Origin of the sequence: Paenirhizobium cremeum, assembly GCF_022884085.1 — a bacterium.
GTDB lineage: Bacteria > Pseudomonadota > Alphaproteobacteria > Rhizobiales > Rhizobiaceae > Allorhizobium > Allorhizobium cremeum.
This window is the reverse complement of the sequence record NZ_JAGGCS010000002.1, coordinates 472991-489661: the sequence shown is the minus strand read 5'-3', so window position 1 is coordinate 489661 and position 16671 is coordinate 472991. Positions and strand designations below refer to the sequence as shown.

Sequence of the window (16671 nt, the reverse complement as noted above, 5' to 3'; positions counted from 1 at the left end):
GGTTAGGTACTCCAAAATCCATCGTTGAGGCATCGGACCCGCATGGCCGACTGGTGATTTCTCTTGGATAATGAAGGAAAAAAGTTAAGGTCGGCTTAACTACGTCTGTTTACCGTGTTTGCTGTCATTTTACTTACCATAGGCATGTAGCCCGAAGAAAAGGCACCTGTCGAAGGACAAGAAAATCGCCTTTTGGTTGCGCGTCCTTTATCCACGGTTCCCCGGGCAAACGAAAAAACGCGGCAGGATCGACCCGCCGCGTTTCGACTGGAACAGAGAAGCCTGTCGCGACTAGCTTGCCCGTCGCACTTCGTAGGAACCGGCGTGGCGCGGAGCGGCATCCTGTTCGCCGAGCGTGAACTGCCCGAGCTGCTGGTCCATCTCCGCAGCCTCGCTCGCCAGCCGGTGAATGGCGGCGGTGGTTTCCTCGACCATCGCGGCGTTCTGCTGGGTCATGACGTCGAGGGCATTGACCGAACCGTTGATCTCGGAAAGCGTCTGCGCCTCCTCGCGGGTCGAATGCATCATCTCGCCGATCTTCGCGTTGATGGAGAGCACCCGTTCACCGATGCCCTGCAGCGCGCTGCCAGCCTTTTCGACCAGGCCGACGCCATGCTCCACCTCGCCGGTCGACTTCGCAAGCAGGCTGGTGATCTGCTTCGCAGCCGTTGCCGACCGCTGGGCAAGTTCGCGTACTTCCTGGGCAACGACCGCAAAGCCCTTGCCGCTCTCGCCGGCACGCGCCGCCTCGACGCCGGCATTGAGTGCCAGAAGGTTGGTCTGGAAGGCGATCTCGTCGATCACGCCGATGATCTGATTGATCTCCTGGGACGAGCCGCGGATGGCTTCCATCGCCGCAATCGTCTCGCGCATGATGCGGCTCGACTGCTCCGCCTCGTCCTTGGCATTGCGTGCGATCCGCTCCGCATCCTCGCCGCGGGCGATCTGGGTCTTGACCGCATCGGTCATCGCCTTGATTGCGCTCGCCGTTTCCGTCAGCGCCGCGGCCTGGCGTTCCGTGCGTTCGGCCAGTTGGTCGGCGCCGGCGCGCATCTCCTCGGAGCCGCCGCGCACCGCAAGCGAATTGCCGCCGATACCGGAAAGCGTGGCGCTCAAGGTCGAAAGCGCGTTGTTGAAGTTGATGCGCAGGGTTTCGAGTTCGCTCGGGAACGGCTGGCGGATTTCGAAGGCGAGATCGCCATGGGCAAGACGATCGAGACCCTGATCGAGAGCGGCAACGACGCCCTCAAGCGTGCGGGCCTCGGCTTCCCGTTCCGCGAAGCGCTGGCGACGCTCCGCTTCTGCCTGCTCTCGCTCCTCGTTCGCCCGGCTTTCCAGCTGCTGCTGCTCGATGAGCGCGGTCCGGAAGCGTTCCAGCGCCCGGGCCATGGTGCCGATTTCATCACCGCGGTTCTGGTTGGCGACGGGGTTGTCGAGCTGGCCATCGGCCACCTGGCCCGTTACCACGGCAAGACGGGTCAAAGGTGCGAACAGACGGCGGGTTATAACACCTGTGGCAATCGCCATGACCACCAGAGCTGCGACAGCGATTGCCGTGAGTGTCAGGGCGATCTGCAGCGAGCCGGCGCCGAGTTCGGCCAGCGTCAGGCTCTCGACCATCAGGTATTTCCCGCCGCTGAATTCCACGGCGCGGCCATAGGCCCGCGCGGCGCCGTCCTCCCGATCGAAATCGCTGATGACGATGCCGCCATTGCCCTGCATGGCCTCCGGCGCAAAGCCGAAGGGTGCGGCGGCGATGTCGACAAGCCTGCCGTCGGCGCCGAGACTGATGCCGGTGCCGTCCTCGGAGAGAACGGCCGCCCGCTCGACGCTGTCGGCGGCGATCCCCTTGGACAGCAGGCTGGTGATGGCCGTATCCTGCAACTGGAACAGGATCGAGCCCTTGAAGGCTCCGAACTTCACGACCGGCACGGAGAAATAGATGTCCGGGGACTGCGCGTCGCTGCCGGTCTTCAGACCCGAAAAGGTCGTCGGCGCGGCATCCTCGACCGCCTTGGCGGCGACCTCGACGCTACGGGCGAAGGCCCGGCCAAGGCCGCTGCCTGCGAGGTTTCCGCCGGTGACATTTTCCGCGAACACCTGCCCCTTGCGATAGGAGTAGATCACATTGCCCGCCGGGTCGACCATCAGCAGGTCACGGAACTGGGTGCCCTTGAGGTAGCCGGCCACCAGATTCTGGGTCGCCTCGTGGTTCGAATAATAGAAACCGCTCGGCCCTTCCGGTTTCAGCAGCTTTTCGCGTTCACCCGCGGGATAGGGGTTGTTCTTGATGAAAACCGTCTGAAGCTCACCCTTCGCATCGCCGGAATTCTTGACGATGGTGTTCCAGCCGCTCTTCATCGAGGTGAACGACTGCTGGAGACCTTCGATCTTGGCGATGGAGGTCGCCTGGTTTTCCAGTTGCTGCAACTGTTCCTTCAGCATGTCGCCCCGGAACGTCAGCGTCCCGTGCATGGCACGGTATGTTTGCTTGTCGAAAAGCGAGCTGGAGGTGAAATAGGCGAGGACATTGAGTATCCCCACCGACAGCGCCGTCAGCAGCAGGAATATCCCGATCACCTTGGAAGAAAGCGAGTTGAAACGAAAAACCATAAGCGAATCCCCGCGGCCGCCGTCGCCTGTTCTTGAATGCGGCGGTCTTTTTTAAAGCCATGCCAGGCGGAACCGCGTTCATGCGGCCACCCTGGAGACCGCATCATTCAAGGTGTTGTTTAAACGCCAGTTAAGGGGAACGGCAATTTCTGGTGGGCGACACCCCCGAAATTTCAGCTATTGCAGGAGACTTTTTCCATCAGGCCGCCGAAGATCTCCACCGAGCGTAGGCGGGCATCGAGATCGTGGATCGGCATGGAAACGATGAGCTCGTCCGCGCCCGTCTCGTCGAGAAAATCTTTCAACTTGCTTTTCACCGTGGCGGGAGATCCCACCACGGCATAGCGCAGCGTATGTTCGACGCCCATGCGCTCCATGTCGGTCCATATGCCATCCATCGTGTCGACGGGCCGCGGGAAAGGACGCCGCACATTGCGCCGCAGATTGACGAACTGCTGCTGGGAGGACGTGAAGAGATATCGTGCCTGCGCATCGCTGTCGGCCCCCACCCCCATGACGCCGACCATCACATGCGGCTCGTCGAGTTCCGCCGAGGGCTCGAACCGCTCGCGATAGATGGCGATCGCTTCCAGGAGCGAATCCGGCGCGAAATGCGAGGCAAACGCATAGGGCAGCCCGAGGGCGGCGGCGAGATGGGCGCTGTAAAGGCTGGACCCGAGGAGCCAGATCGGGACATGGCTTCGCGCACCCGGAATGGCGAGAAGGGCCTGATCCTCGCCCGGCTCGCCGAGAAGACGCTGCAACTCGATGATATCATGGGGAAAACTCTCGGCGCCCGCCTCAAGATTGCGGCGGAGAGCCCGCGCCGTCCGCATATCTGTGCCGGGCGCGCGGCCCAGACCGAGATCGACACGGTCGGGAAACAGCGCCGCAAGCGTGCCGAACTGCTCGGCAATCACCAGCGGCGAGTGGTTCGGCAGCATGATGCCCCCGGAACCGATGCGAATGCGCTTCGTCGCGGCCCCCACATGGGCGATCACGATGGATGTTGCGGCGCTGGCGATCCCCGGCATGCCGTGATGCTCGGCAAGCCAGAAACGCTTGAAGCCCAGTTCTTCTGCCTTCTGCGCCATTCGCCGGGAAGCGTCCAGCGCCTCTGTTACGGTATGTCCCTCGGCGATCGGTGACAGGTCGAGGATCGAAAAGGGTATCATGCGCGGCATCCTATTCTGGTCTTGCTATGCACTCATATGTAGAGACCCGCCGAGGCAATACCAGAACGAAATGACGATCCGGAGCAACCGTCACCACAATCTTTTTGAACCGATGTTGTGGACTCTTGAACCGAATGTTTTTGGTTTGTTCACTTTTCGCTGGCAGAGCCGTAAGACAGCCAGCTAGGATAGCGCCATGCGAGATACGATTCGGATTATCGGCATAGACCCCGGCCTCAGGCGCACGGGATGGGGCATCATCGAGACGCTCGGCAACTCGTTGCGCTTCGTCGCCTCCGGCACTGTCACCTCCGACGGCGACATGGACCTCGCCTCGCGCCTTCGCCAGCTGCATGACGGACTGGAGGACGTGGTTCACAACTATCGGCCCCACGAAGCCGCCGTCGAACAGACCTTCGTCAACAAGGACGCGGTGGCAACCCTGAAGCTCGGGCAGGCCCGCGGCATCGCCATGCTGGTTCCTGCCCGCGCCGGCCTGCCGGTTTCCGAATATGCGCCGAACGCGGTGAAGAAATCGGTGATCGGCGTCGGCCACGGCGAAAAACAGCAGATCCACATGATGCTGAAGATCCTGATGCCGAAGGCCGAGTTCAAAGGCAACGACGCCGCCGACGCGCTGGCCATCGCCATCTGCCACGCCCACAATCGCGGCGGCGATCGCATGCGGAAGGTGCTGGCATCCGCCTGATTTGTTCTTGACTTGTTCTCGTTGGCTCGCTAGGTAATACTTGAGAGGTATTACCATGCGTGTAACGGAAAAAGGTCAGGTGACCATCCCCAAAGACATTCGCGACCGGCTCGGTATCGTCCCGGGTTCGGAAGTGGAGTTCGTCGCGGATGAAAAGGGAGCAAGGCTGGTCCTGATCGCCGGCAATACCGATCAGAAGCCGGCAGACTTCGAAGCTTGGCTGAACAGCGTAAGCGGCTCTTTCGACACCGGCGGCATGAGCACCGACGAATTCATGCAATGGCTCAGGGGACCGCGCGATGACCTCGATCCTCGTTGATACCAATATCTTCATCGACGTGTTCGGTCCGCCGAACGTATTTCGGGATTGGTCAGCCGGCCAGCTTGCATCGTGGAAGCGGCGCTCCCAGTTGATTCTTACCCCGATCGTTTGGGCCGAACTGGCCAGCATGACGGCAAGCGAGGCAGATCTGGCCAACCTGTTGGCACGTCTGGACCTTGTGCGAGAAGTCCTGCCGTTTTCCGCCGCCTACGAGGCCGGCAGGGCCCACGTCGCCTACAGACGGAGCGGCGGTCTGCGTGAGCGAACCTTACCGGATTTCTTCATCGGGGCGCATGCATCCGTGCGAGCACACCGGCTGCTGACCCGCGACCCTCAGCGCTACCGCTCCTATTTTCCGGATATCGACATCATCTCCCCCGAAACCCATCCCTGACGGACACACTTCATGATCGGCAAGCTCAAAGGCACCATCGACGAAATCGGCGACGACCACGCGCTGATCGACGTGCATGGCGTCTGCTACATTGCTCACTGCTCCTCGCGCACGCTGTCCAGGCTCGGTTCGCCCGGAGAGGCCGCGGTCCTGTTCATCGAGACCTATGTCCGCGAGGACCAGCTGAAGCTCTTCGGTTTCCTCACCGCGCTCGAACGCGAATGGTTCAACCTCCTGCAGAGCGTGCAGGGCGTCGGCACCAAGGTGGCGCTCGCCGTTCTCTCGACATTGACGCCGTCGGAACTTGCCAATGCCATCGCGCTTCAGGACAGGACCGCCGTTTCCCGCGCGCCGGGTGTCGGACCGAAGGTCGCTGTCCGCATCATCACCGAACTGAAGAACAAGGCGCCCGCCTTTGCCGGCGAGGCCGCCGCCACGATCGGCCTGAAGCAGGAACTCGGCGAAGGCGTTGCCGCGGCTCCGGTCGCGGATGCCGTCTCAGCACTCACCAATCTCGGCTATTCGCGCGAGCAGGCGGCCAATGCCATCGCCGCGGCCCTGAAGAACGGCGGCGAAGGCGCGGACAGCGCGAAGCTGATCCGCCTCGGCCTCAAGGAGCTGTCGCGGTGATACCGCGCTTTACCCCTTCTACTGAATCTGGTCAAAGGCGCTTGAGCGGTCCCCTCCGCGCTGCCAAGATGGCCGCCAACCGGAAGTACTGTCATGAGTGAAGCCGACCGTCTCATCTCATCGGAAAAGCGTGGCGAGGATATCGACACCGCGCTGCGTCCGCAGTCGCTCGACGAATTCACCGGCCAGGCCAAAGCCCGCGCCAACCTGAAGATCTTCATCGAGGCCGCCAGGAATCGCGGCGAAGCGCTCGACCATGTGCTGTTCGTCGGCCCGCCCGGTCTCGGCAAGACCACCCTTGCCCAGATCATGGCGAAGGAACTCGGCGTAAACTTCCGCTCGACCTCAGGCCCCGTCATCGCCAAGGCCGGCGATCTGGCCGCGCTGCTGACCAATCTCGAGGAGCGCGACGTGCTCTTCATCGACGAAATCCACCGTCTGAACCCCGCGGTGGAGGAAATTCTCTATCCTGCGATGGAGGATTTCCAGCTCGACCTCATCATCGGCGAAGGGCCCGCCGCCCGCTCGGTCAAGATCGATCTCTCCAAGTTCACCCTCGTCGCGGCAACCACCCGTCTCGGCCTGCTGACCACGCCGCTTCGCGACCGTTTCGGCATTCCGGTCCGGCTGAATTTCTACACGGTCGAGGAACTGGAACTGATCGTGCGCCGCGGCGCGCGCCTGATGGGGCTCGGCATGACCGACGAAGGCGCCCGCGAAATTGCCCGCCGCGCCCGCGGCACGCCCCGCATCGCCGGTCGCCTCCTGCGTCGCGTACGCGACTTCGCGGAAGTCGCCCGCGCCGAAGCGGTCACCCGCGAGATTGCCGACGAGGCGTTGACCCGCCTGCTCGTCGACAATATGGGCCTCGACCAACTCGACAAGCGCTATCTGAACATGATCGCCGTCAACTTCGGTGGGGGCCCGGTCGGCATCGAGACCATCGCCGCCGGGCTTTCCGAGCCTCGCGATGCGATCGAGGATATCATCGAGCCCTACATGATCCAGCAGGGGTTCATCCAGCGCACGCCGCGCGGCCGCGTCCTCACGGCCATCGCCTGGAAGCATCTCGGGCTTCAGCCGCCCAAGGATCTGGAAGCCGCGCAATTCCGGCTATCGCTCGAGGAGGATTGAATGATCGCGCGGCGCGGGTTCCTCAAGCTTCTCGGCAGTCTGCTGATGGCCGGCTTTGGAACCAGCACCTACGCGGTCGGCGTCGAGCCCTTCGCCCGGCCCCGCGTCACTCAATATTCCGTCCACCCACGCGCCTGGCCACGGGATCTCAGGCTCCGGCTTGTAGTGCTGGCCGACTTCCATGCCTGCGAACCATGGATGCCCGCCGAGCGGATTGCGGCGATCTGCGATCAGGCCAACGCCCTTAACGGAGATATCGTCCTCCTTCTCGGCGACTACATGACCAGTATGTGGTTCAACACCGGCTACGTCGAACCGGCGAGATGGGCGGAAGCGCTGGCCCGCCTGAAAGCGCCGCTCGGCGTTCATGCCATCCTCGGCAATCACGACTGGCTGAACGACCCTGCGGCCCTTGCCGCAAGACGCGGACCGACGCTCGCGCACAGGGCGCTCGGCAATGTCGGCATCCCCGTCTATGACAATCTCGCCGTCCGGCTCGAAAAGGACGGACGCGGCTTCTGGCTCGCGGGCCTCGCCGACCAGCTCCAGCCGGGCTATCCGGCGCCCGACGGGTCGGGCATCATCCACGGTCTCGACGATCTCTCCGGAACCCTGACGCAGATCAGGGGAGATGAACCCGCCATCCTCATGGCCCACGAACCGGACATTTTCGTCGAGGTTCCCGGGCGAATCTCCCTGACCCTGTCGGGACACACCCATGGCGGCCAGATCAGGCTTTTCGGTTTTTCGCCGCTGGTGCCCTCGCGCTACGGTAACCGCTATGCCTATGGCCACATCGTCGAGGATGAACGCCATCTCATCGTTTCCGCCGGCTTCGGACTGTCCAACCTGCCGGTTCGACTCGGCGCTCCGCCTGAGATCGTCGTGGTCGAACTCGGCGGAACCGGAGCGGCGGAAATACCGGCCTCATGAACGAGGATTCCAGAGAGAGGAAGGGCAGGCCATGACGGAGGAAATCGACCCCTGCCGCGTGTTTCGAAAGCTCGCTCGCAACAATGCGCTGGCCAATCTCAGGCTGCACGATGCCGTGGCGCGCCTCCGGCCCGGTGAATTCGAGGCGGAGCGCACAAGCTTCTTTCCCTCGATTCGGGCAACGCTCAACCACATCCTCGTCATCGACTGGTTCTATGTCGATGCATTGGAAGGTGGAACCCTCGGCCCCAGGGCCTGGGAAAACGACATGCCCTTTCCGGACCCGGAAACCCTGCACGCTGCGCAGGCGGCTGTCGACCGGCGATTGCTTGCCTTCTGCGATGGACTGAAGTCGGAAGACCTCAGCCGCGTGGTCGATATTCATCGCGGCAGCCGTATCCAGCACGACCGCTGCGACGATGTCTTGAGCCACCTTTTCCAGCATCAGACCCATCATCGGGGACAAGTGCACGCCATGCTGGCCGGTACCGGCATCAGGCCCCCGCAGCTCGATGAATTCATTGTCGGAGACGATGCATCGGCAAGGGAAAGGGAGATGGCGGCAATCGGCTGGAGCGAGGCGGAGCTCATGCGCTGAAAGCTTTGGACGCAGGGTCTGCAACGCGAAAACCGGAAGGCCTCATACAGCCGCGTCGCGTTTTCCAAGCCCATCGGGCGCAGATAAAAAGCATACTCATCTAGCTGTTTTCATTACAAATTGTTAATTACAGCATTCATATTGCATTCACCTCTCGGGGTCTAGCGTCGGGTCATAGACAACGAGGTACAAGACCATGAAGAAAGCATTCCTGATCGCACTGGCCAGCCTGATGATCGCTGCTCCGATGGCCCAGGCGCAGCAATACCGCCCGGATGATCGCCGTCCGCCCCAGCACCATCAGCCGGTCAAGCCGCAAAAGCCCGTTGCCAGCAAAGTCGCGCCTAAGCCCTATTACTGGAAGAAGGGCCAGCGCATGAACGACTGGAGGCGCCATCAGGCAATCAACGATTACCGGCGCTACGGCCTTCACAAGCCGGGTCGCGATCAGCGCTGGATCAGGATCGACAACCAGTATCTCCTGATCGGCGTCACCACCGGCCTGATAGCCGGCATCGCAAACGCCCGCTAGATCGGCCTATCCTCACAAACCGGAGCCGCGGGCGTCCCGTCGCCAGCGGTTCCCTCAAGGCGGAAAAAGACGGTGGCACTGTTGCCCGGCGCGTCTTCTCAATAGCTTTCCGCCAGGAAGCGGACCGTGCTTTCAAACAGCGATTGGCCACCGGGCTTCCAGCCAAGCCCCCTGATCTTGTCGGTCGGCATCGCCCGCACCGCCGCCTTGTCTGCCGGAGGAGGCAGCGGTCGCGAACACGGGACCGCCGACCGGAACATCCCCAGGATATCGCGGCTGTCGGCGACGATATCGGAAACGTTGAAGGACTGGCCGCTGACCTTCGCCGCCTCAGTGGTCAGCATCAGCCGCACGGCCTGCCCCACGTCCCGGCCATGAACCTCCGAACCGGCTCGCGCCGGAAGATCCCGCCCGGCAAGATAGTCGGCGAAGAGCGCGTCCCACTTGTTCGGCCGGGCTCCTCCATAGACACCCGTCACCCTCAGGCTCGCCGTCACGAAACCGGGCGCGGCGAGATCCGCCAGAACCCGCTCGGCCAGCAGCTTCACTTCGCCATAAAGGCTCGACGGCTTCAGAAACTGCTCTTCGGTGAGCGGCGTCTCGACGGTAAGTCCGTCATAGACCGCCCGGCTGGAGAGGAAAACGGCCCGCCGGACACCGGCCTGCTTTGCGGTTTCAAACAGACGGATGGTGCCGTCGAGGTTGAGTTTGCGAAAGCCGTCGGGATCGGCCCCCTCCCCGCCTCTGTACTTTCCGGGCAGATGGTCGAAAGCCGCATGCACGAAGAAATAGGCATCGTCGAAAACCTGCATCTGGTCGTCCCGAGGGTCGAGCGACAGACGACGGAATTCGACAGCCTGGGAAAACAGCCGCTCCGCCGGCTCATGCCGCGCCCCGACGACCACGCTATAGCCGGCGGCAAGCAGGTCCTCGACGATATAGCGTCCGACCAGCCCGGTTCCGCCGGAGACCAAGACTTTCATGCCGCCGCCCGCTCGGGCTTGGAGAGCGATCCGACATCGGGGATGTCCTGGCCGGTATAATAGGCGTTCCACAGGTCGATGAGGGGTTTCAGTGCCGCCGCCTTGGGATGATCCTTCTCCCAGGGCTTTTCGTACTGGTAGTGCAGGATGCCGATCTGCCGCCAGTCCCAGAGCTCCGGCAGGTTGAACCACACATATTGCAGCATGTTCATGAACACCGGCAGGCCATGCCAGTCCGGAAAATAGCTTTCAAGGAAGGTCTGGTCGGTGCGGCGCCAGAAGACCTCAGGCTGGTCCAGCCGGCGCAGCATGTCCTCGAAGGTCGCAAGCGAGGGGCGCGCAACGAAGACGCCCGAATTCAGCCTGTGGAAATCAGCAAGGCTTTCATAGACGTTCGGCGCAGCGGAGAACTCGGGATAATCGAACAGCCGGTCGACGTTGCGCAGTACAATCGCATCCGCATCGATGAAGACGCAGCTCTCATAATCGATCAACTGCCACAGCCGCAGCTTGCAGAAATTGTCGAGCGGCGAATGGAAGGCCGGCTTGCGCCCTTTGGTGAAGGGTGCGTTGGCATGCAGGTTGCCTCGCGCGTGCCGCTGGTTGAAGCCGTCGGACAGCGGCAGGTGCTCGACCTCGACAAGCCGGCAACCGAGCCGGTCGAGCGGCTCCAGCGCATCGGCCTCCACCCCGCCCGTATAGAGCACGACGACATCGGCGGAACTGCCCGTCAGGCGGATGGAACGCACAAGCGCGGTCGCGCCCATCGCATAATCGCGATTGGTCACCAGCGTGACATAGGCCTCCCGCGAGCCGGCAGTCGTGACCGGCCGGATGCCTTTCAGCAGTTCGGCCCCCATCATCATGACACCGATTTCAGCTTCTTGCCTTCCGGATCGCGGTTGATCGTCCGGGCGATGTCCTTGGTCCAGGCGGAAACGGCCGGCACGCGGGAACGGTCGACGCGATAGGCGAACTTCTTCGCAACGTCGACGATTTCCTCCAGCAGGCCGCCCTCAAGCGTCGTCGGCTTCAGCCCGAGCCCCAGGAACTTCTCGTTCCTGACGATGAGGTCGTTTTCCGGCGCTTCCTTGCGCGGATTGGGCAGCCAGGCAATCTCGGCGCCCGACATTTTCGCAATCATCTCGGCAAGGTCGCGCACCCGATGCGTTTCCGTCATCTGGTTGAAGATCTCGACCCGCGACCCACGCGCCGGCGGATTGTTCAGCGCAATCTCGATGCAACGGACCGAATCCTGAATATGGATGAAGGCGCGGGTCTGCCCGCCGGTGCCGTGCACCGTCAACGGATAGCCGATTGCCGCCTGGATCAGGAAACGGTTGAGAACCGTTCCATAATCGCCATCGTAATCGAAGCGGTTGACGAGTTGCGGATGACCGCGCGTCTGCTCCGTATGGGTGCCCCAGACGATGCCCTGATGCAGGTCGGTGATCCTGAGACCATCGTTCTTTGCATAGAACTGGAAGAGCAACTGATCGAGGCATTTCGTCATGTGGTAGATCGAACCCGGATTGGCCGGATAAAGGATCTCTTGCGAGACCGTCTCGCCCTGTGTGGTTTCGATACCGACCGGCAGATAGCCTTCCGGAATCGCAGCCCCCACCGTCGAATAACCGTAGACACCCATCGTACCGAGATGGACCAGATGCGCATCGAGCCCGATTTCGACGAGCGCATTCAAGAGATTGTGTGTCGCCGAGACATTGTTGTTGACGGTGTAGTTCTTGTGCCGGTCGCTCTTCATCGAATAGGGCGCGGCGCGCTGCTCGGCGAAATGGATGATGGCGTCGGGGCGCTCCTCGGCCAGCCACTTTTTCAGAAGCTCATAGTCCTTGGCGAGGTCGATCAGGTTGAAATGGATACGGCGGCCGGTTTCCGCATGCCAGATGCGGGTCCGCTCCTGGATCGAATCCATCGGCGTCAGCGACTGCACGCCGAGTTCCGTGTCGATCCAGCGGCGTGACAGGTTATCGAGAATATGAACATCGTGGCCGGCATCGGAAAGGTGCAGGGATGTAGGCCAACCAACGAAACCGTCTCCGCCCATGACTGCGATCTTCATAAGATGGTCTCCTTTGCCGATGAGGTATCAATCCTGATAATGCCGATTTATGACAGAACTACAATCAGCGTCGAAAAGGTTCCGGACAGACCTTGAAGACTTCTCGCCGCGCAGGGATAACATGATGACGAATATGGATTTTTTGCTTTCCGGCCACCTTGTGGAACACGGACATCGGCTCGTTCAGCGGGTCTATTATGAAGACACCGATTTCTCCGGCCTCGTCTATCACGCCCGCTATCTGCACTTCCTTGAGCGCGGCCGCACCGACTACCTGCGCTGCCTCGGCGTCGAACAGAGCGCGCTGATCGGCATCGACGAGGAAGGCCTCGTTTTCGTCGTCCACCGGATGGAAATCGACTTCAAGTCGCCGGCTCGCATGGACGATATCCTGGAAATCCGCACCACCACCACCAAGGCCGGCGGCGCCAAGATGGTGCTGGAACAGGAAATCCGCCGCGGCGACGACCTTCTGATCGCGGCGAAGGTGGTCATCGCCGTGGTCAACCGCCGCGGGCGCCCGCGCCGCCTGCCGGAAGACCTTGCGGCCCAGTTTCTCTCTTGAGACCGGGTCCCGGTTTTATCATTGCCGACATATCGGGATGATAACGGTCCTTTAACGATAATGATGTCTTACTTCGATTATGGAAAATTGTGCGTCGCACGCCTTCCTTTGACCAAATTTCGACGCAAGAAGGCAATCTGGGAGCTTGATGCGGGATAGGGCGTTCGGCGATGGCTACCGCAAATTTCCGGCAATAGAGCTTTTTCACCGCCCGGTCATGCGCCGGGCGTTTGGATTTCGGGGATAAGAGAGCGATGGAAGAAGTTGGATTGGCAGCAGCGACCCATGACGTGAGCCTCTGGGCCCTGTTCATGCAGGCCGGCTTCGTGGTGAAACTCGTGATGCTGGGACTGATCGCGGCCTCGGTGTGGACCTGGGCGATCGTCATCGACAAGTTCATGAGCTACTCGCGCGCCCGCAGGCAGTTCGACCAGTTCGAACAGGTGTTCTGGTCCGGCCAATCGCTGGAAGAACTTTACCGGACCCTGGCGGAGCGCAACAACAGCGGCCTTGCGGCGATGTTCGTCGCCGCCATGCGGGAATGGAAGAAGAGCTTCGAGCGTGGCGCCCGTTCGCCGATCGGGCTTCAGATGCGTATCGACCGTGCCATGGACGTCACACTGGCGCGTGAGTCGGAAACGCTCGAAGCCCGCCTCGCCTCGCTCGCCACCATCGGTTCGGCCGCCCCCTTCGTCGGCCTCTTCGGTACGGTTGTCGGTATCATGACCTCTTTCCAGGCGATTGCCGGTTCGAAGTCGACCAACCTGGCCGTCGTCGCCCCCGGTATCGCGGAAGCGCTTCTGGCAACGGCCATCGGCCTCGTCGCCGCTATCCCCGCCGTTATCGCCTACAACAAGTTCTCCGGCGAGGCCGGCAAGCTGACGGCCCGCATGGAAGGCTTTGCCGACGAGTTCTCCGCCATTCTTTCGCGCCAGATCGACGAGAAACTGCAGCCCCGTCAGGCGGCGCAGTAATCGGTCCGACTTAGGAGACGCAAGCAATGGGTATGTCTGTTGGATCGAGCGGTGGCGGCGGTGGACGTCGTGGCAGGCGCGGCGGCCGCAAGGCCCCGATGAGCGAGATCAACGTGACGCCGCTCGTCGACGTCATGCTCGTGCTGCTCATCATCTTCATGGTCGCCGCCCCGATGATGACCGTGGGCGTTCCCCTGGACCTGCCCAAGACCGGGGCCAAGGCGCTCAACTCAGAAACCCAGCCGATCACCGTTTCCATCAAGGCCGACGGATCGGTCTTCCTTCAGGAAACCCCGATCTCGACGGACGAGATTGCAGCCAAGCTCGCAGCCATCGCCACCACCGGCTACACCGAACGCATCTTCGTGCGCGGCGACGGCGCGGCGCCTTACGGCGTGATCGCCGACGTGATGGCACGCATGCAGACCGCAGGCTACACGAATATCGGCCTGGTGACCGAGCAGAAAACGGATAACTGATCGTATCGCAATGAGAGGCAGTCTCGCGACATCGGCTGTACTGCACGCACTGGCGCTCACCTGGGCACTGGTCTCCATCGGCGCGCCCGAAACTTTCGACGTCGCCAATGTCGAGGCGCTGCCTGTCGATCTCGTGCCGATCGAGGAACTGACGCAGATCCAGCAGGGCGACCAGAAGGCGCCGAAGGCGGAAAAGGCAGCCCCCGTTCCGACCAAGAAGCCGACCTCCGTCGACAATGCCGAAAACCTCGGCGACAACAAGGTCGACCTGAAGTCGGTTCCGACGCCGAACGCCAAGCCGAACGCCAACGAATCCTCTGCGGCACCGGAAAAGGTCGAGAAGGTCCAGCCGAGGCAGGACAACGAGACCAACGACATCAAGGACATCATCAAGGAAGACACGGTCGCCGAGCCGCAGAAGGAAGTGGCCAAGGCCGAACCGCCGAAGCCGCAGGTGACCGAGCCGCCGGCCCCCGAGAAGCCGCCGGAGCCTACGCCGCAGCAGCCGGACGAGACGGCCGAAATCCCGCTGCCGGAGAAGGCGCCCGTCCCGTCCGTCCGCCCGAAGCCCGAGACACCGAAGCCGGTCGAGCCCAAGACTGCCGAGGCCAAGCCGACCGAAAGTCAGTCGGAGAAAGCGCCTGACAAGAAGAAGGACACCAAGACCCAGGAAGCGGCCAAGTCGAAATCCACCAAGGAAAGCGACTTCAACGCCGACGAGGTCGCCGCCCTCCTCAACAAGAACGACCCGACCGCCGGCGGCGCCAAGGCTTCGCAGGACAAGGCTGCATTCGGCGGCAAGAAGACCACCAGCGGCACGAAATTGAGCCAGACCGAAATGGATGCGCTAAAGGGCGTCATTCAGAACAACTGGTCGTTCATCCCCGGCCTTGCCGGAATGGAGGGCATGGTCATCACGGTTCGCTTCAAACTGGACGAAGCCGGAAATCTGATCGGAGAGCCAGAGGTCAGCGCCAAAGGCGGAGAAGCTTCCACCCAACAGGTGATGATGGGTAGTGCAAGGCGCGCCGTTCTGCGCTCCGCTCCCTTCACCAATCTTCCACGCGACAAATACGACGCATGGTCTGAGGTCATCGTAAACTTCGACCCCAGCGAAATGATGTAAAAGCTAAAAAGGCTTGGAACTCATGATGAAACTCAATCTTCTTCGATATCTGGCGGTGATCGTCGGCCTTGCCGGCGCCTTCGCCACGCCGGCCCACGCGGTCGTCGAGATCAACATCAACAAGGGCAATGTCGAGCCGTTGCCGATTGCGATCACGGACTTCGTTTCCGGCAACGGTATCGGCGCCAAGATTTCGGCGGTGGTCGAGGCGGACCTCAAGCGTTCCGGTCTGTTCGCCCCCGTGAGCCGTGCGGCCTTCATCGAAAAGAACAGCAATCCGGACCAGACGCCGAACATGCAGAGCTGGACGGTGCTGAACGCCCAGGCGCTCGTCGTCGGCCGCATCACGCAGGAAGGCGACGGACGTCTGCGCGCCGAGTTCCGCCTGTGGGACACCTTCGCCGGCCAGCAGATGGCCGGCCAGCAGTTCTACACCCAGCCGGAAAACTGGCGTCGCGTCGCCCACATCATCGCCGATGCGATCTATGAGCGCATCACCGGCGAGAAGGGCTACTTCGACACCCGCGTCGTCTTCGTCGCGGAAAGCGGCTCCAAGCAGGATCGCAAGCGGCAGCTTGCCATCATGGACCAGGACGGCGAAAACGTCCGTATGCTGACCAACAGCAAGGACATCGTCCTGACGCCGCGCTTCTCGCCGAGCCGTCAGGAAATCACCTACATGTCCTTCGAGGGCCAGCAGCCGCGGGTCTACCTCCTGCAACTGGAATCCGGCCAGCGCGAAGTGGTCGGCAACTTCCCGGGCATGACCTTCTCCCCCCGCTTCTCGCCCGATGGCCAGCGGGTCATCATGAGCCTGCAGCAGGATGGCAACGCCAATATCTACACGATGGACCTGCGCTCGCGCACCACGACGCGCCTGACCTCCACGGCCGCGATCGACACCTCTCCCTCCTACTCGCCGGACGGCAGCCGCATCGTCTTCGAAAGCGACCGCGGCGGACGCCAGCAGCTCTATGTGATGAATGCCGACGGCTCCGGCCAGCAGCGCATTTCCTTCGGCGACGGCTCCTATTCGACGCCTGTATGGTCTCCGCGCGGCGACCTGATCGCCTTCACCAAGCAGTCCGGCGGCAAGTTCTCGATCGGCGTGATGAAGACCGACGGTTCGGGCGAGCGCATCCTGACCACCGGCTTCCACAACGAAGGCCCGACCTGGGCGCCGAACGGCCGCGTCATTATGTTCTTCCGCCAGGGCGCCGGCGCAGGCGGTCCGCAGCTCTATTCGATTGACCTGACCGGTTACAACGAACAGCTCATCAAGACACCGGGCTACGCCTCCGACCCGGCCTGGTCGCCGCTGCTCGAATAGGGCGCGGAAAAACGCCTCTTTCTTGCCGCAATGTGTTGGGAATCGGCGCATTGCGGCAGTGTTTTGACAGTTTGTTAACCATGTTCGTTCG

Annotated in this window: 18 protein-coding genes; 13 read left to right on the top strand and 5 right to left on the bottom strand. The window is 62.0% G+C overall.

All coding sequences use genetic code 11. The annotated features are described in order from the left end of the window. Positions 1-291 precede the first annotated feature (291 nt). Positions 292-2613: a methyl-accepting chemotaxis protein gene (locus J5N58_RS05755; protein ID WP_113466524.1), complete on the bottom strand. Its 2322-nt coding sequence runs from the start codon at positions 2611-2613 to the stop codon at positions 292-294. A gap of 173 nt (positions 2614-2786) precedes the next feature. Beyond that, positions 2787-3788: an LLM class flavin-dependent oxidoreductase gene (locus J5N58_RS05750; protein WP_113442374.1), complete on the bottom strand. Its 1002-nt coding sequence runs from the start codon at positions 3786-3788 to the stop codon at positions 2787-2789. A gap of 196 nt (positions 3789-3984) precedes the next feature. Between J5N58_RS05750 and ruvC the strand changes: the two genes are divergently transcribed. The 8 genes from ruvC (at position 3985) to J5N58_RS05710 (ending at position 9040) form a co-directional block, all read left to right on the top strand. After that, entirely contained in the window at positions 3985-4497 is a 513-nt protein-coding gene (gene ruvC / locus J5N58_RS05745) for a crossover junction endodeoxyribonuclease RuvC (RefSeq protein ID WP_113442235.1), read from the top strand. Between the two features lie 55 nt (positions 4498-4552). Beyond that, entirely contained in the window at positions 4553-4816 is a 264-nt protein-coding gene (locus J5N58_RS05740) for an AbrB/MazE/SpoVT family DNA-binding domain-containing protein (RefSeq protein WP_112828638.1), read from the top strand. Further along, the gene (locus J5N58_RS05735; protein WP_113340644.1) at positions 4797-5213 is read left to right on the top strand and encodes a type II toxin-antitoxin system VapC family toxin; all 417 of its coding nucleotides are present in this window, start codon (positions 4797-4799) and stop codon (positions 5211-5213) included. The genes J5N58_RS05740 and J5N58_RS05735 overlap by 20 nt, the downstream gene beginning before the upstream one ends. 12 nt (positions 5214-5225) lie before the next feature. Next, on the top strand, positions 5226-5843 hold the full coding sequence (ruvA, locus tag J5N58_RS05730; RefSeq protein WP_112828640.1) for a Holliday junction branch migration protein RuvA: 618 nt from the start codon (positions 5226-5228) through the stop codon (positions 5841-5843). Between the two features lie 93 nt (positions 5844-5936). Continuing rightward, positions 5937-6977, top strand: coding sequence for a Holliday junction branch migration DNA helicase RuvB (gene ruvB / locus J5N58_RS05725; RefSeq protein ID WP_244709999.1), 1041 nt, complete (start codon positions 5937-5939; stop codon positions 6975-6977). Beyond that, entirely contained in the window at positions 6978-7910 is a 933-nt protein-coding gene (locus tag J5N58_RS05720; RefSeq protein ID WP_112828642.1) for a metallophosphoesterase, read from the top strand. Between the two features lie 31 nt (positions 7911-7941). Then, positions 7942-8508 carry a DinB family protein gene (locus J5N58_RS05715; RefSeq protein WP_113442238.1) on the top strand — a complete coding sequence of 189 codons (567 nt, stop codon included), beginning with the start codon at positions 7942-7944 and terminating at the stop codon, positions 8506-8508. Between the two features lie 196 nt (positions 8509-8704). After that, positions 8705-9040, top strand: a complete 336-nt coding sequence (locus J5N58_RS05710) for an RcnB family protein (RefSeq protein ID WP_112828644.1) — start codon at positions 8705-8707, stop codon at positions 9038-9040. A gap of 98 nt (positions 9041-9138) precedes the next feature. Here J5N58_RS05710 and J5N58_RS05705 read toward each other — a convergent pair whose 3' ends face one another. Genes J5N58_RS05705 through J5N58_RS05695 form a run of 3 tightly spaced genes read right to left on the bottom strand, consistent with a single transcriptional unit; the run spans position 9139 to position 12106 of the window. Next, complete coding sequence (locus tag J5N58_RS05705) at positions 9139-10023, bottom strand: NAD-dependent epimerase/dehydratase family protein (RefSeq protein ID WP_112828645.1); 885 nt, start codon at positions 10021-10023, stop codon at positions 9139-9141. Continuing rightward, positions 10020-10889: a glycosyltransferase gene (locus J5N58_RS05700; protein WP_112828646.1), complete on the bottom strand. Its 870-nt coding sequence runs from the start codon at positions 10887-10889 to the stop codon at positions 10020-10022. Before J5N58_RS05700 ends, J5N58_RS05705 begins: the two co-directional genes overlap by 4 nt. Continuing rightward, entirely contained in the window at positions 10886-12106 is a 1221-nt protein-coding gene (locus tag J5N58_RS05695; RefSeq protein ID WP_244709997.1) for an NAD-dependent epimerase/dehydratase family protein, read from the bottom strand. Before J5N58_RS05695 ends, J5N58_RS05700 begins: the two co-directional genes overlap by 4 nt. Before the next feature lie 124 nt (positions 12107-12230). On the opposite strand from J5N58_RS05695, the gene ybgC reads away from it, so the two are divergent. From ybgC to tolB, 5 genes are all read left to right on the top strand, one after another. Further along, positions 12231-12671: a tol-pal system-associated acyl-CoA thioesterase gene (gene ybgC / locus J5N58_RS05690; RefSeq protein WP_113439385.1), complete on the top strand. Its 441-nt coding sequence runs from the start codon at positions 12231-12233 to the stop codon at positions 12669-12671. A gap of 254 nt (positions 12672-12925) precedes the next feature. Further along, the gene (gene tolQ / locus J5N58_RS05685; RefSeq protein WP_112828648.1) at positions 12926-13645 is read left to right on the top strand and encodes a protein TolQ; all 720 of its coding nucleotides are present in this window, start codon (positions 12926-12928) and stop codon (positions 13643-13645) included. A gap of 26 nt (positions 13646-13671) precedes the next feature. Then, positions 13672-14124, top strand: a complete 453-nt coding sequence (gene tolR / locus J5N58_RS05680) for a protein TolR (protein ID WP_112828649.1) — start codon at positions 13672-13674, stop codon at positions 14122-14124. Between the two features lie 10 nt (positions 14125-14134). Further along, positions 14135-15250 (top strand): hypothetical protein, encoded by a 1116-nt coding sequence (locus J5N58_RS05675; protein WP_112828650.1) that lies wholly within the window; start codon positions 14135-14137, stop codon positions 15248-15250. Positions 15251-15272: 22 nt separating this feature from the next. Further along, positions 15273-16580: a Tol-Pal system beta propeller repeat protein TolB gene (gene tolB / locus J5N58_RS05670; RefSeq protein WP_113340947.1), complete on the top strand. Its 1308-nt coding sequence runs from the start codon at positions 15273-15275 to the stop codon at positions 16578-16580. The last annotated feature ends 91 nt before the right edge of the window (positions 16581-16671 follow it).